Origin of the sequence: Streptomyces sp. NPDC048331 (genome assembly GCF_043201215.1) — a bacterium.
In the GTDB taxonomy this organism is placed as follows: Bacteria; Actinomycetota; Actinomycetes; order Streptomycetales; family Streptomycetaceae; genus Streptomyces.
This window is the reverse complement of record NZ_JBICYT010000012.1, coordinates 161,735-175,141: the sequence shown is the minus strand read 5'-3', so window position 1 is coordinate 175,141 and position 13,407 is coordinate 161,735. Positions and strand designations below refer to the sequence as shown.

Annotated in this window: 13 protein-coding genes; 9 read left to right on the top strand and 4 right to left on the bottom strand. The window is 73.2% G+C overall.

The genetic code is table 11. The annotated features are described in order from the left end of the window. Positions 1 to 265 precede the first annotated feature (265 nt). From rpsA to ACGFYY_RS19560, 4 genes are all read left to right on the top strand, one after another. Positions 266 to 1,777 carry a 30S ribosomal protein S1 gene (gene rpsA, locus ACGFYY_RS19575; RefSeq protein ID WP_030720534.1) on the top strand — a complete coding sequence of 504 codons (1,512 nt, stop codon included), beginning with the start codon at positions 266 to 268 and terminating at the stop codon, positions 1,775 to 1,777. Positions 1,778 to 2,037: 260 nt separating this feature from the next. After that, a complete protein-coding gene (locus ACGFYY_RS19570; RefSeq protein ID WP_030762371.1) occupies positions 2,038 to 2,976 on the top strand; it encodes a PAC2 family protein in 939 nt (312 codons plus the stop codon). A 31-nt stretch (positions 2,977 to 3,007) separates the two neighbouring features. Continuing rightward, the gene (gene coaE, locus ACGFYY_RS19565) at positions 3,008 to 3,616 is read left to right on the top strand and encodes a dephospho-CoA kinase (RefSeq protein WP_393710856.1); all 609 of its coding nucleotides are present in this window, start codon (positions 3,008 to 3,010) and stop codon (positions 3,614 to 3,616) included. A gap of 66 nt (positions 3,617 to 3,682) precedes the next feature. After that, the gene (locus ACGFYY_RS19560; RefSeq protein WP_393710854.1) at positions 3,683 to 4,099 is read left to right on the top strand and encodes a tetratricopeptide repeat protein; all 417 of its coding nucleotides are present in this window, start codon (positions 3,683 to 3,685) and stop codon (positions 4,097 to 4,099) included. A gap of 1 nt (position 4,100) precedes the next feature. Here ACGFYY_RS19560 and ACGFYY_RS19555 read toward each other — a convergent pair whose 3' ends face one another. Together ACGFYY_RS19555 and ACGFYY_RS19550 are read right to left on the bottom strand one after the other, a co-directional pair. Further along, positions 4,101 to 4,361 (bottom strand): DUF6343 family protein, encoded by a 261-nt coding sequence (locus tag ACGFYY_RS19555; RefSeq protein WP_365275757.1) that lies wholly within the window; start codon positions 4,359 to 4,361, stop codon positions 4,101 to 4,103. A gap of 40 nt (positions 4,362 to 4,401) precedes the next feature. Further along, the gene (locus ACGFYY_RS19550; protein ID WP_393710852.1) at positions 4,402 to 5,019 is read right to left on the bottom strand and encodes a hypothetical protein; all 618 of its coding nucleotides are present in this window, start codon (positions 5,017 to 5,019) and stop codon (positions 4,402 to 4,404) included. Between the two features lie 184 nt (positions 5,020 to 5,203). Between ACGFYY_RS19550 and ACGFYY_RS19545 the strand changes: the two genes are divergently transcribed. From ACGFYY_RS19545 to ACGFYY_RS19535, 3 genes are all read left to right on the top strand, one after another. Then, a complete protein-coding gene (locus tag ACGFYY_RS19545) occupies positions 5,204 to 6,526 on the top strand; it encodes a helix-turn-helix domain-containing protein (RefSeq protein ID WP_393710850.1) in 1,323 nt (440 codons plus the stop codon). A 106-nt stretch (positions 6,527 to 6,632) separates the two neighbouring features. Further along, positions 6,633 to 9,557: a DEAD/DEAH box helicase gene (locus ACGFYY_RS19540; protein ID WP_393710848.1), complete on the top strand. Its 2,925-nt coding sequence runs from the start codon at positions 6,633 to 6,635 to the stop codon at positions 9,555 to 9,557. Further along, complete coding sequence (locus ACGFYY_RS19535; RefSeq protein ID WP_393710846.1) at positions 9,554 to 10,759, top strand: SWIM zinc finger family protein; 1,206 nt, start codon at positions 9,554 to 9,556, stop codon at positions 10,757 to 10,759. Before ACGFYY_RS19540 ends, ACGFYY_RS19535 begins: the two co-directional genes overlap by 4 nt. On the opposite strand, the gene ACGFYY_RS19530 is transcribed toward ACGFYY_RS19535, so the two are convergent. Beyond that, positions 10,740 to 11,288 carry a hypothetical protein gene (locus ACGFYY_RS19530; protein ID WP_393710844.1) on the bottom strand — a complete coding sequence of 183 codons (549 nt, stop codon included), beginning with the start codon at positions 11,286 to 11,288 and terminating at the stop codon, positions 10,740 to 10,742. The genes ACGFYY_RS19535 and ACGFYY_RS19530 overlap by 20 nt on opposite strands. A gap of 162 nt (positions 11,289 to 11,450) precedes the next feature. Between ACGFYY_RS19530 and ACGFYY_RS19525 the strand changes: the two genes are divergently transcribed. Continuing rightward, a complete protein-coding gene (locus ACGFYY_RS19525) occupies positions 11,451 to 12,122 on the top strand; it encodes a chaplin (RefSeq protein WP_393710842.1) in 672 nt (223 codons plus the stop codon). A gap of 5 nt (positions 12,123 to 12,127) precedes the next feature. Here the strand turns inward: ACGFYY_RS19525 and ACGFYY_RS19520 are convergent, their stop codons facing one another. Continuing rightward, positions 12,128 to 12,820: a DUF2293 domain-containing protein gene (locus ACGFYY_RS19520; RefSeq protein WP_393710840.1), complete on the bottom strand. Its 693-nt coding sequence runs from the start codon at positions 12,818 to 12,820 to the stop codon at positions 12,128 to 12,130. Between the two features lie 106 nt (positions 12,821 to 12,926). On the opposite strand from ACGFYY_RS19520, the gene ACGFYY_RS19515 reads away from it, so the two are divergent. Next, positions 12,927 to 13,331 carry a cupin domain-containing protein gene (locus tag ACGFYY_RS19515; RefSeq protein WP_393710838.1) on the top strand — a complete coding sequence of 135 codons (405 nt, stop codon included), beginning with the start codon at positions 12,927 to 12,929 and terminating at the stop codon, positions 13,329 to 13,331. The last annotated feature ends 76 nt before the right edge of the window (positions 13,332 to 13,407 follow it).

Sequence of the window (13,407 nt, the reverse complement as noted above, 5' to 3'; positions counted from 1 at the left end):
TGTGCGGTGATCCGCCCGGGGTGTGCGCCTTCGCGCATTGACCCTGTCCGGCTGCCCCCGTATGCTACAAGTTGCGCTGCGAGCCTGTGCTCCTCAGACCTAGCAGGCTGCGCTTGTATTTGTTGAGGTCCCCTCGGTTCTCGAGGCCCCTCCGCGTCTGCGGAACGGGGGTCTCCTTGGCTGTCCGGCTTCGGCAGATGCCGATAAGGGCTCCCGGCGTAGCAGTACCTACGACTTTCTGTCCGTAACCGGAGCCCTTTCCCACATGACGAGCAGCACCGAGACCACCGCCACCACTCCGCAGGTTGCGGTCAACGACATCGGCGACGCGGACGCGTTCCTCGCGGCGATCGACGAGACGATCAAGTACTTCAACGATGGCGACATCGTCGACGGCGTCATCGTCAAGGTTGACCGGGACGAGGTTCTCCTCGACATCGGTTACAAGACCGAAGGTGTCATCCCGAGCCGCGAGCTCTCGATCAAGCACGACGTCGACCCGAACGAGGTCGTCAAGGTCGGCGACGAGATCGAGGCCCTGGTTCTCCAGAAGGAGGACAAGGAAGGCCGCCTGATCCTCTCGAAGAAGCGCGCTCAGTACGAGCGTGCCTGGGGCACCATCGAGAAGATCAAGGAAGAAGACGGCATCGTCACCGGTACCGTCATCGAGGTCGTCAAGGGTGGTCTCATCCTCGACATCGGCCTCCGCGGCTTCCTGCCGGCCTCTCTCGTCGAGATGCGTCGCGTCCGCGACCTCCAGCCCTACGTGGGCAAGGAGCTCGAGGCGAAGATCATCGAGCTGGACAAGAACCGCAACAACGTGGTCCTGTCCCGCCGCGCCTGGCTCGAGCAGACCCAGTCCGAGGTTCGCCAGACGTTCCTCACCACCCTGCAGAAGGGTCAGGTCCGCTCCGGCGTCGTTTCCTCGATCGTCAACTTCGGTGCCTTCGTGGACCTGGGTGGCGTCGACGGTCTCGTCCACGTCTCCGAGCTGTCCTGGAAGCACATCGACCACCCGTCCGAGGTTGTCGAGGTCGGCCAGGAGGTCACCGTCGAGGTTCTCGACGTGGACATGGACCGCGAGCGTGTCTCCCTGTCGCTGAAGGCGACGCAGGAGGACCCGTGGCAGCAGTTCGCCCGGACCCACCAGATCGGTCAGGTCGTCCCGGGTAAGGTCACCAAGCTGGTTCCGTTCGGTGCGTTCGTCCGCGTGGACGAGGGCATCGAGGGTCTGGTCCACATCTCCGAGCTGGCCGAGCGCCACGTGGAGATCCCGGAGCAGGTCGTCCAGGTCAACGACGAGATCTTCGTCAAGGTCATCGACATCGACCTCGAGCGTCGCCGGATCTCGCTGTCGCTGAAGCAGGCCAACGAGTCCTTCGGTGCCGACCCGGCGTCGGTCGAGTTCGACCCGACCCTGTACGGCATGGCCGCGTCCTACGACGACCAGGGCAACTACATCTACCCCGAGGGCTTCGACCCCGAGACCAACGACTGGCTCGAGGGCTTCGACAAGCAGCGCGAGGCCTGGGAGACCCAGTACGCCGAGGCGCAGCAGCGCTTCGAGCAGCACCAGGCTCAGGTCATCAAGAGCCGCGAGGCCGACGAGGCCGCCGCTGCCGAGGGCGCTGCCGCCCCGGCCGCCGGTGGTGGCAACGCCGGTGCGGGCATCTCGGGTGGTTCGTACTCCTCGGAGTCGGACGAGACCTCTGGCGCCCTGGCGTCGGACGAGGCCCTGGCCGCGCTCCGCGAGAAGCTGGCCGGCGGCCAGAGCTGATCGCAGCGCGCATCACACTCCGGTGTGAGCAGAGCTGAACTGCGTTGAACGGTAAGGCCCGTCCCCCTCGGGGGGCGGGCCTTACCGCGTTCCCCCGCCCGCTCCTCCCCGAGAGATCCGCCACCCCTGCGAAGCCCTCCGCCGGCCGCTCTCCGCCGCCGCCCTCCTCCATTGCGTTCCTGTGAATGCGGCCAACTGGGGAATGGCCGGACGACCTTGAACGTTCTTGGCTGAGAACGAGGCGAGGAGGAGTGGTGACGGTGCTTGATCCACAGGGTTTGTACGAATGGGATGCCAAGGGCCTGGCGGTGGCCGACCTGGCGGTCGCCCAGGACTCGGCCGGGCTGGTCATGCTGTACCACTTCGAGGGGTACATCGACGCGGGTGAGGCCGGCGAGCAGATCGTCGAGCGGCTCCTGGACACCCTGCCCCACCAGGTGGTCGCCCGCTTCGACGCGGACCGACTGGTGGACTACCGGGCCCGGCGCCCGCTGCTGACGTTCCAGCGCGACCACTGGACGGAGTTCGAGGAGCCCCGGCTGGAGGTCCGGCTCGTCCAGGACGCCACCGGAGCGCCCTTCCTGCTGCTGTCCGGCCCGGAGCCGGACGTGGAGTGGGAGCGTTTCTCCGTCGCCGTCCGGCAGATCGTCGAGCGCCTCGGCGTTCGGCTCTCGGTCAACTTCCACGGCATCCCGATGGGCGTCCCGCACACCCGACCCGTCGGAATCACCCCGCACGGCAACCGCACCGACCTCATGCCGGGCCACCGCAGCCCCTTCGACGAGGCCCAGGTACCGGGCAGCGCGGAGTCCCTGGTGGAGTTCCGCCTGGCCCAGGCCGGGCACGACGTACTGGGTGTCGCCGCGCACGTACCGCACTACGTCGCGCGCTCCGCGTACCCGGACGCCGCGCTGACCGTGCTGGAGGCGATCACCGCGGCCACCGGGCTGGTCCTGCCGGCCGTGGCGCACGCCCTGCGCACCGAGGCGCACCGCACCCAGACGGAGATCGACCGACAGATCCGCGAGGGCGACGAGGAGCTGGTCGCCCTGGTGCAGGGGCTGGAGCACCAGTACGACGCGGCCGCCGGCGCCGAGACCCGCGGCAACATGATCGCCGAGCCGGCGGAGCTGCCGTCGGCGGACGAGATCGGCCGCGAGTTCGAGCGGTTCCTGGCCGAGCGCGAGGGCGAGAACTGACGTACGGGTGGGGCCCCCTATGCTGCGGGGCATGCTGAAAGTAGGCCTGACGGGCGGAATCGGTGCCGGCAAGAGCGAGGTCTCGCGACTGCTGGCGGGGTACGGGGCGATCGTCGTCGACGCCGATCGGATCGCGCGCGAGGTCGTGGAGCCCGGTACGCCGGGGCTCGCGGCCGTCGTCGCGGCCTTCGGGGAGTCGGTGCTGACCGCGGAGGGGGCGCTGGACCGCCCGAAGCTGGGGTCCATCGTGTTCGCGGACCCGGCGAAGCTCCGGACGCTGAACGCGATCGTGCACCCCCTGGTGGGTGCCCGGTCGGCGGAGCTGGAAGCAGCCGCGGGGGCCGACGCGATCGTGGTGCACGACGTACCGCTGCTCACGGAGAACGGCCTGGCGCCCCTCTACGACCTGGTCGTCGTGGTGGACGCGACACCGGAGACGCAGTTGGCACGGCTGACCGCGCTGCGCGGGATGGCCGAGGACGAGGCGCGGGCCCGGATGGCCACGCAGGCAACGCGGGAGCAGCGGCTCGCGGTGGCGACCCTCGTGATCGACAACGACGGGCCGCTGGAGGCGCTGGAACCGCAGGTGCGCAAGGTGTGGGACGAGCTCACGGCGCGGGCGGCGGGCGGGACCGCCTGACGTGTGCATGGAATAGCGGGTGGGGCGGGGGCGTTGAACGCGCCCGGAGAGGGAAGGATTTCGAACGTGTCCGAGACCGCGCGCCCCACACCGTCCAGCCCGGAAACCCACGTCATCGACTACCGGGCCGCCGAGCAGCTGCTCGCCGCCCGCGACCCGCGCGGCGCGGTCAAGCTGCTCGATTCGGTCATAGCCGCCCACCCGGAGAACACGGCGGCCCGGCTGCTGCGCGCCCGGGCCTTCTTCGCGGCGGCGCAACTGCGACCGGCCGAGCTGGAGTTCGAGCTGGTGCTGGAGCGGGAGCCGGACAACGCCTTCGCGCACTTCGCGCTGGCCCGTACGTTCGAGCGCTCCGGCCGGCCCGAGCAGGCGCGCAAGCACTTCCGCCTCGCCGCGGCCCTCGACCCGCAACCCGAGTACCTGGCGGCGGCCCGCTTCGAGGGCCCTGACGCGGGCGGCCGGGCCGCGGCCGACCCCGCGTGACTCACCGGTCGCGGGGCGGCTCGTACGGCGGGATGTCCGGGCCGGGCTGGTAGTGCGGCCCCTGGTGGATATGGCGCACGATCATGAAAAGGTCCACGGCCACGACCACCGCCAGCGCCCCGCAGGCGGCCGCCCACCCAGGACGGCCAACCAGCGAGAACAAGGCCGTGCCGGCGGCAGCCCAGACCAGCCCCCAGACACCCAGCCAGAACCGCAGCCGCAGCGGACTGCGCGCGGTCACCGGCTCGTTCCCGGAACGCATGGACATCGCCTCTCCTGTCCATGGTCCCACCCCCTCGCGGTCAGGGGTTGAGCTTGTTCACGGCCTTGGTGGTCGTCTTCTTGAAGTCGGCGACCGGGGCATGCGACAGGTCGCCCATCTGGCCCCACTGCACGACCGTCACGGTGGAGCCGTCGCGCCCGATCCCGAACAGGTGCACACCGGGCTCGGACTCGGGGATCGAGGTGTGGACCCCGTAGACGTGAGCGCCCTCCTCGACGGGAAGCGTGCCGTAGTCCTGCCAGGAGGCGGTGCCGCCCGGGGTCGTGCGCAGCCAGTCGGCGGCGCAGGCGGCGACCTTGCGCTCCAGGGTGCCGGCGAGCTTGGCCGCCGCCGAGGGCGAGGCGGAGCGTACGGAGACCTGCACGGCGCCGGTGTCGTACTCCGTGCCGAAGACGCGGTGCCAGCCGCTTGCCGCCGGAAGGACGCCCTCCAGGCAGAACGGCGCGGTCTCGGGCAGCCCCTTGGTGACCGCCCCCGCGTACCAGGGCGAGGTCGGGTGGGGCGGAAGGTCGGCGCCGGCCAGGAAGCCGGGCGCGGTGGCGGCCGCGGCGGAGGTGGAGGCGGTCAGGACGAGGGCGGCCGCTGCCGCGACGAGTGCCGTGGTGAGCGTGGTGGCGGTGCCGGAACGTCGGAACATGGTCGGTTCTCCCCGTGAGTCGTGAGTGCTGTGGTGGTGTGTGCCTGACGAGCCTGTTCCCCGGACGGCGTGGCGGGCGACGGATCGCGACAGATCCGGGACGCTGGAACGGCCGTACGCGCCGTCACCTGGGGGAACACCTCAGGCATGGAACGCGGTCGCGGGACGCGGAACGGGGGAGAGCGTGAGCGAGGCCGAGGATTTCGCACGGTTGCTGCGGGAGCTGAAGGAGCGTGCCGGGCTCAGTTACGGGGCTTTGGCGCGCCGGTTGCACACGAGTACGTCGACGCTGCACCGGTACTGCAACGGGGAGGCGCTGCCGGCGGAGTTCGCGGTGGTGGACCGCTTCGCCCGGGCCTGCGGGGCGACACAGGGGGAGGCGGTGGACCTGCACCGGGCGTGGCTGCTGGCGGACGCGCGGCGGCGCGCCGGAGCGGCGGCGCAGCCGGAGCCTCCCGTGCCGGAGCCGGAGCCGGAGCCGGAGCCTGTGGCCCAGCCGGCGCCGACCGTGGTGGTGTCGCCCGAGCCCGAGCCCGAGCCCGATCCGGTGGCCCGGGGGGCCTGGTATCGGCGTCGGGCGGCCGTGGTCGCCGCGGCGGGCGTGACGGTCGGGGCGGTGGCCGTGGCCCTGCTGGCGGCGGCGGGCCCCGAGCGGGGCTCGCCGCACACGGGAGGAAGTACGGGCACGGGGGCGGGCGCCGGTACGCGTGCTCCGCTGTCCCCGGGGTCGGGGTCGGGGTCGGGGTCGGTTTCGGGGTCCGCCTCGGCACCGGCGGCGACGGGCGTACCGGAACCGACGCCACCGGCAGGGTCGGCGGAGTCGTCCGGGGCGACGGCCCCGGCGCCCGGCCGGACCTTCGTGTCACCGTCGCAGTCGGGTCCGGGTCGGGCACCGGGCGCGCCCCTGAAGGCGGCGGTGCGGTCGCACGTGTGGACCGCCGGCTGCGATCACGCCTACCTGAGCGAGCGCGCTCCCGGATCGGTGCCCCCGCCGCCCGTGGAGGCGGACGCACCGGCGTGGGCGTCGGCGCAGGGCGCGGTGCACGCCGGGTCGCAGATCGTGGAAGTGACCCTGCACGGCACGGACGAGGGCGCCGTGGTCCTGGAGGACCTGGAGGTACGGGTGGCCGCCCGCCGCAAGCCACCGGCCTGGAACGTCTTCCAGATGTCGCAGGGCTGCGGCGGCGGGCTCACCCCCGCCGCGTTCGCCGTCAATCTGGACGCGCCGCGCCCGCTGGCCCGACCCGTCGCCGGGAACGACGGCGGCGACCCGCTGCCCGCACCCGCCTTCCCCCTGCGCGTCTCGGCGTCCGAGCCGGTCGTCCTACGGGTGGAGGCGGCCACCACGGGATGCGACTGCGACTGGTCCCTCGACCTCCGATGGACCGGCCCGTCCGGGTCGGGCACCCTGCGCATCGACGACGCCGGGCGGCCGCTGCGCACGAGCGCCGCCACCGGTCGGCCCGTGTACGGGTACGCGCTGGAGCAGGGTCGCTGGGCCCGCTGAACCGCAGGTCAGAGGGTGTTGTCGGTGGTGGCGCCTAGACTCGTCGGCAGAGGGGACCGGCAGATTCGGCAGGCCATCGACGGGCAGACGGGGAGGGGGACACACCATGACACAGCAGGCGCCGGCACAGGCACACGCGCAGACACAGACGCGCGCGCAAGGACAGACGCACGCGCAAGGACAGACACAAGCACGGCCGCGGCGCTCCTCGCCGCCGCAGGCCACCGCGCTGCTGCGGCACGCCGCCGTCTTCCTGCCCGCCGCCGTTCCCCGCGAGGGGCGCGTCGCCTTCTGGTCGCCCGACGGGGACGCCCTGCCCGAGGCGGGCACGCCGGTGCCGCTCACCGTCGTGCGTCCGCACGGTGACGGGGTCCGCAGTCGGACCGTGCCCGCGGTGACCCTCTCCGTCGCCGCCGCCCTGCCCCTGCTCGCGCAGGCGCCCCACAGCCCCGCCGCGCACCCCGCCACCCGCGCCTGGGGAACCGCCGCCCGGCAGGCACTCACCCTCACCGCCCGTGGCCGGCTCCTGCCCGGACTCACCCCCGAAGGCGTCGACGCCTGGCGGGCCGGTCCGCTCGACGCCGCCGACATCGACCACCTCCGCGCGATCGCCGCCGCGCTGCCGCACGAGGGGTACGCGACGCCGCTCGCCGGTCGCCGCCCGCTCCAACTGCCCGAACCGGAGGCGCTGGTCCGCGCGTTCCTCGACGCCGTCGCCGACGGGCTGCCCCGCACCCCGGCCGCCGCCGTGGCCGCCGGGCGGCCGTTCGCCGCGCGGGAGCCGCAGCAGGTGCCCGGGATACAGGACTGGGCCGCGCAGGTCGCGGCCGGCTCGGACACCGGCGTCGGGATCTCGCTCCGGCTGGACCTGTCCTCGTTCCGGCTCTTCGACGAGGCCGAGGAGGCCGACACCCGGCGGGCCGGGGCCGCCGTCGTCCAGGTGCACAGCCTCCCCGATCCGACGCTGGTCACCGACGCCGGGCAGCTGTGGGCGGGCACGGCCGCGGCCGGGTTCGGCCCGCGCGCCCGGATCGACGCCGTGCTCGCGCTGCGTCGGGCCGCCCGGGTCTGGCCGCCGCTGCTGCGCCTCCTGGACCAGCCCGTGCCCGACGCCCTGGCCCTGTCCGATCCGGAGCTGGAGGACCTGCTGGGGGTGGCCGCGAGCCGACTGGCTGCCGCCGGGGTCCTGGTCCACTGGCCGCGCGAGCTGGCTCGTACGCTGTCGGCGACCGCCGTCGTCCGGTCCACCGCCCCCGGTTCCGCGACCGACGGGACCGCCTTCTTCGACGCCGAGCACCTCTTCGCCTTCTCCTGGGAGCTGGCCCTGGGCGGCGACCGGCTCACCCCGGGGGAGATGGACGCGCTGGCCCAGGCGCACCGGCCCGTCGTCCGGCTGCGCGACCGATGGGTGCGGGTCGACCCGGAACTGGTGCGCAAGGCGCGCAAGCGGGAGCTGGGCGTCCTGGACCCGGTCGACGCCCTGGCCACCGTACTCACGGGAACCGCCGAGATCGACGGCACGACCGTCGAAGCGGTACCGGTGGGCGCGCTGGCCGCCCTGCGCGACCGGCTGACGCGGGAGCAGGCCCCGCTGCCGCAGCCCCCCGCCCTCAAGGCCACCCTGCGCGACTACCAGGCGCGCGGCCTGGCCTGGTTGGACCTGATGACCTCCCTCGGCCTCGGCGGCTGCCTCGCCGACGACATGGGCCTGGGCAAGACCGTCACGCTGATCGCGCTGCACCTGCACCGGGACCGGCCGGAGCCCACCCTCGTGGTGTGCCCCGCGTCCCTCCTCGGCAACTGGCAGCGGGAGATCGAGAAGTTCGCCCCCGGCACGCCCGTGCGCCGCTTCCACGGCAACGGCCGCAGCACCGAGGACCTGACGTCCTGCGCGGGCGGTTTCGTCCTCACCACGTACGGGACGATGCGCGCCAGTGCCGCCCTGCTCGCCGAGCAGAGCTGGGGCATGGTCGTCGCCGATGAGGCGCAGCACGTCAAGAATCCGCATTCGGCGACCGCGAAGGCGCTGCGCACGGTGCCGGCGCCGGCCCGGGTGGCGCTGACCGGTACCCCGGTGGAGAACAACCTCTCCGAGCTGTGGGCGCTGCTCGACTGGACCACGCCGGGGCTGCTGGGCCCGCTCACCGCCTTCCGGGCCCGCCACGCCCGCCCGGTGGAGCACCAGAACGAGGAGGACGGCGGCAACGAGGCGGCGGTCGCCCGACTGTCCGCGCTCGTCCGGCCGTTCCTGCTGCGCCGCAAGAAGTCCGATCCCGGGATCGCGCCCGAGCTGCCCCCGAAGACGGAGACCGACCATCCGGTCTCCCTCACCCGGGAGCAGGCCTCGCTCTACCGGGCGGCGGTGGACGAGGCGATGGCCGTGATCGAGTCGAGCGAGGGCATGGAACGGCGCGGCATGATCATGAAGTTGCTGGCCTCGCTCAAGCAGATCTGCAACCACCCCGCGCAGTACCTGAAGGAGGAGCAGCCCCGGATCCCGCACCGCTCGGGCAAACTCGCCCTGCTGGACGAGTTGTTGGACACGATCCTGGCGGAGGGCGGCTCGGTGCTGGTCTTCACCCAGTACGTGACGATGGCCCGCCTGATCGAGCGGCATCTGCGGGCCCGTGGGGTCAGCTCGCAGCTGCTGCACGGGGGGACGCCGGTGCCGCGCCGTGAGGAGCTCGTCGACCGGTTCCAGGCGGGCGAGGTCCCGGTCTTCCTGCTGTCCCTGAAGGCGGCGGGCACCGGGCTGAACCTCACCCGGGCCGGACATGTCATCCACTTCGACCGCTGGTGGAACCCGGCCGTCGAGGAACAGGCCACCGACCGCGCCTACCGCATCGGCCAGACCCAGCCCGTCCAGGTCCACCGCATCATCGCCGAAGGCACCGTCGAGGACCGGATCGCCGAGATGCTGGAGGCGAAGCGGGCCCTGGCCGACGCCGTCCTGGGCTCCGGGGAGTCGGCGCTGACCGAGCTGACCGACCGCGAGCTGGCCGACCTCGTCTCCCTGCGGAGGCCCGGATGATCACCGCGCGGGACGACCGCCGCCGCACCTTCGAGACCGTGCCCGCCGGGGCCGAGGCGGTCAGCTGGTGGGGCCGGGCCTGGGTGTCGGCGCTGGAGGAGGTCTCCCGCGACGGGGCCCGCCTGGCCCGGGGGCGTACGTACGCGGACGGGGGACGCGTCAGCGCGGTCACCGTCACCCCCGGCCGGATCGTCGCGTACGTCCGGGGCAGCCGGCCCCGCCCGTACCGCACCGAGCTGACCCTGCCCGCCTTCACCGACCCCGAGTGGAACGACCTGCTGGAGACGGTCGCGGCCGACCCCGCGGCGCTCGCCGCCCTGCTGGAACGGGAGGTCCCGCAGTCGCTCGCCGGGGCCGTCCTGCCCGGGGTGGGCGAGCTCGTCCCGCACTGCTCCTGCCCCGACTTCGGGCGTCCGCCGTGCAAGCACGCGGCGGCCCTCTGCTACCGGGCGGCCCGCCTCCTGGACGAGGACCCCTTCGTCCTGCTGCTCCTGCGCGGCCGTGGCGAGCGGGAGCTGCTCGACGAGCTCACCCGCCGCAACGCCGCCCACGCGGCGCGCGAACAGCCGGACGCGGCGCCCGGCTTCCCCGGCGTTCCGGCCCGGGCGGCGCTCGCCCGTACCGGTCTGCCGCTGCTGCCCGCGCCGCTCCCCGTGCCCACCGCTGTGGGTCTTCCGCCCGCCTACCCCGCCGACCCGGCGGCGCCGGACCCGCTGGCCCTCGACCAGCTCGCCTCCGACGCGGCCGCCCGCGCCCTGGCCCTCCTCACCACCGGCGAGGATCCGATCGCCGGGCTCACGGTGTGGCAGGACGCCGTCCGGCTGGCGTCCGCGCACCCCACGGCGGGCCTGACCGGCACGGCCCGCACTCTGTACCGGGAGTTGGCCCGCGCCACCGGCCGCACCACCACCGATCTCGCCCGGGCCGCCGCGGCCTGGCGCCAGGGCGGACGCCCGGCCCTGGACGCCCTCGAAGAGCCCTGGGATCCGCCGGCGGGCCCCTTCGACCGGGCTCGCCCGGCCCTGCTCGCCGCCGACCAGGGCTCCTTCCGACCCGACCGCAACCGCCTGACGATGCTCGACCGTCAGCTCCGCCTCGGCCGTGAGGGGCTCTGGTACGGCTACGAGGACCGCCTCGGCGACCAGGACTGGTGGCCGGTGGGCCACCCCTCCGCGGACCCGGTCAGCGCTCTGCGGCGCTGATGCCCTCCGCCCAGCGGGTCAGGGCGGTGAAGTCGCGGTCGCGGAGGCCGTGGCGCGGGTGGATGTGCAGCAGGAGGGCCGGGGCCGGATGGTGCTCGGCGACCCAGGCACGGTCGCGCGGGGTGATCATGTCGTCGACCCAGGCGAAGGGCCGGCCGGCGGCCCAGTCGCGGAGGTGGCGGGTCTTCCAGGAGAGGCCGTCGGGGTCGTCGGCGAAGAGCTCGGGCCACTCGACGACGGTGAGGTCGCCCGGCAGCCCGATGTGCGGGGAGATCATCGTATTGGCCTGGTGCGTCCAGGCGGTGGCCCAGGTCAGCTCGAAGGGCAGGGCCAGCAGCCGGGCCCCGTGGGAGGGGTGAAGGCGCACGCGGGCGCCGCGCCGGGCCTTGCGGGACTCCGGATCGCGGTAGGAGAGCCAGACGTCGGGCCACATCCGGTGGCTGCGGTAGCCGCGCAATCCGGCCAGGGCGGAGCGGAACGGGTTGAGGGGGCCGTCCACGTCGAGGAGGAGCAGCGGGCGATCGGTCATGAAGTACCCAGTACCCAGTACACGTTTGAGTGAAATGCCTACCGTCCCTATAACCCGAATGGGGTCGGAGCGTTGTTCCGGTGCGGGGACATTGCCCGCGAACTTCTCCGGAAGGCAGGGAAACTGATGCGTCACAGTCGTCGGAATGGCTTGATCGCGGCGATGGTTGCGGGCGGCGGACTGGCGGTCGCGGGTGTGGGCGGCCTCGCGCACGCCGATGCGGACGCGAGTGGTCGGGCCGAGCGCTCGCCGGGACTGCTGTCCGGAAACCTCGTACAACTGCCGGTGAACCTTCCCGTGAACGCGTGCGGGAACACCGTGAATGTGGTCGGCGTGCTCAACCCGGCCGCAGGGAACCGCTGTAGCAACCAGTCGCCGGGCGGTGGCGGTGGGCACGCGACCTCCGGGTCCACCCACTCCTCGAAACCGGCGGGCGGGAGCAGCGGCGGGTCCGTCGCCGAGGGAAGCGGAAAGGATTCACCGGGAGTGCTGTCCGGCAACGGGATCCAGCTCCCCGTCGACCTCCCGCTGAACATCAGCGGCAACTCGGTGAACGTGGTCGGCATCGGCAACCCCTCGGTGGGCAACACGTCCGTCAACGGCGAGGTGCCGACGGTCGGCAAGCCCGTCCAGCCGCCGGTCGTCGAGAAGCCGGTGACCCCGGTCGTCCCGGTCGTCCCGACCGTGCCGACCGCGCCGGTCACCCCGCCCGAGGCCCCGCAGCACGAGGCCCTCGCCCACACCGGGTCGGACGGCGTCGGATACCTGCTGCCCAGCGGTGGCGCGCTCCTCCTCGGCGGGATGCTTCTCTACCGTCGCTTCCGCCTCAACTGAGCGGTTCAGGACGAGCGGTCCGGGGCGGGCACGGACACGTGCCCCGGGGGCGGGGTGCGCCACCCGTCCAGGATGGCGTCGATCCGCGGAGCCAGCCGGGCGCGGGCCACGAACCGCGGGACCCCCGCCATCAGCAGGGCGTCGTACTCGGTGTCGGTGTGCCGCACCGCCGCCCGGACCGCGACGGAGACCGCCAGTTCGTCGAGGGCACGGCCGGCCGCGCTCCGGCCCACCCGGCCGCTGCCGCGCACCGAGGCATGCGTGGCGATCGCCACGGCCCGGTCCGCCGGACATCCGGGGAACAGCCGCACGATCTCGGCGGCGAAGGCCGCCGTGAACCGGGTGTCCTCGGCCGCACGCCGCCGCCGGTCGCGCTCCCGACGGCGCGCCCGCGCCTCCGAGTCCGCGAGACAGGCGCGCTCCGCGCCGGCCAGGGCGGCCTCCTCCACGAGGAGGCCCAGGCGCTCGTAGCGGTGCCGGCGCTTGTTGAAGCGCACGACGACGGCGCACAGTGAACTGGCTTCGCGGGAGCGGCGGGTGAGCGCCGTGTCCCCTCGCGGGAGATACACGAGATGGCCGAGATCCGTACAGTCCAGGCAGCGGGGCACGCCGGACTCACGGACGAGGTGCCGCAGCGGGCCCTGTCGGCAGTCGGCGCAGTGGATCTGCTTCAGCGATTCGAAAACCACCAGGCTCATAGACGTGTGATACCGCTGTACGACCCTCATATCACCTGGTGGAGACGGCATGTTGATGTTTCGTCGAGTGTTCCTGGATGCCTCGCGGCCCTTTTACCGTGGGGCGGTGGACCACAGGAGGTCCGCCGAGGAGGAGCACATGGGTGGGTGGCAGGCGATGACGCCACGGCCGGGCGGGGCATGCGTGGCCACGCTCCCGGCCGGCCGGGAGATAGTCATCCCGCCGGGCGGCTGCACCGGCTGGCACTTCCACCGGGTCAGGCTGGACGCGGTGGTCCTGGCGGGGACCCTCACCCGGGTCCTGCACGACCGCACCGTCGAGGTGCACCCGGCCGGGACCACCTTCGTGGAACCCGCGGGCATCGGACACATACACCTGGGCCACAACCTCGGCACCGAGCCGGTCGTGCTCCACGTGACCCCCTCGCTCCCGGCCGGAACGCCCTTCGCGATACCCACCCCGGCCCCGGCCGGCGTCCCGCGGGCGCTCTGCGGGCAGCACGCCCGCTGAACCCGGCCACCCCGACCGACCCGGACGACCCGGCCACGGTCACCCGGGACGACCCGGCCACGGTCCGGCCCGCGGC

Coding starts and splice junctions, on each gene's coding strand:
- rpsA (WP_030720534.1), top strand. CDS start 266: ATGACGAGCAGCACCGAGACCACCGCCACCACTCCGCAGGTTGCGGTC.
- coaE (WP_393710856.1), top strand. CDS start 3,008: ATGCTGAAAGTAGGCCTGACGGGCGGAATCGGTGCCGGCAAGAGCGAG.
- ACGFYY_RS19555 (WP_365275757.1), bottom strand. CDS start 4,361: ATGCGTTCCGGGAACGAGCCGGTGACCGCGCGCAGTCCGCTGCGGCTG.
- ACGFYY_RS19550 (WP_393710852.1), bottom strand. CDS start 5,019: ATGTTCCGACGTTCCGGCACCGCCACCACGCTCACCACGGCACTCGTC.
- ACGFYY_RS19540 (WP_393710848.1), top strand. CDS start 6,633: ATGACACAGCAGGCGCCGGCACAGGCACACGCGCAGACACAGACGCGC.
- ACGFYY_RS19535 (WP_393710846.1), top strand. CDS start 9,554: ATGATCACCGCGCGGGACGACCGCCGCCGCACCTTCGAGACCGTGCCC.
- ACGFYY_RS19530 (WP_393710844.1), bottom strand. CDS start 11,288: ATGACCGATCGCCCGCTGCTCCTCCTCGACGTGGACGGCCCCCTCAAC.
- ACGFYY_RS19525 (WP_393710842.1), top strand. CDS start 11,451: ATGGTTGCGGGCGGCGGACTGGCGGTCGCGGGTGTGGGCGGCCTCGCG.
- ACGFYY_RS19520 (WP_393710840.1), bottom strand. CDS start 12,820: ATGAGCCTGGTGGTTTTCGAATCGCTGAAGCAGATCCACTGCGCCGAC.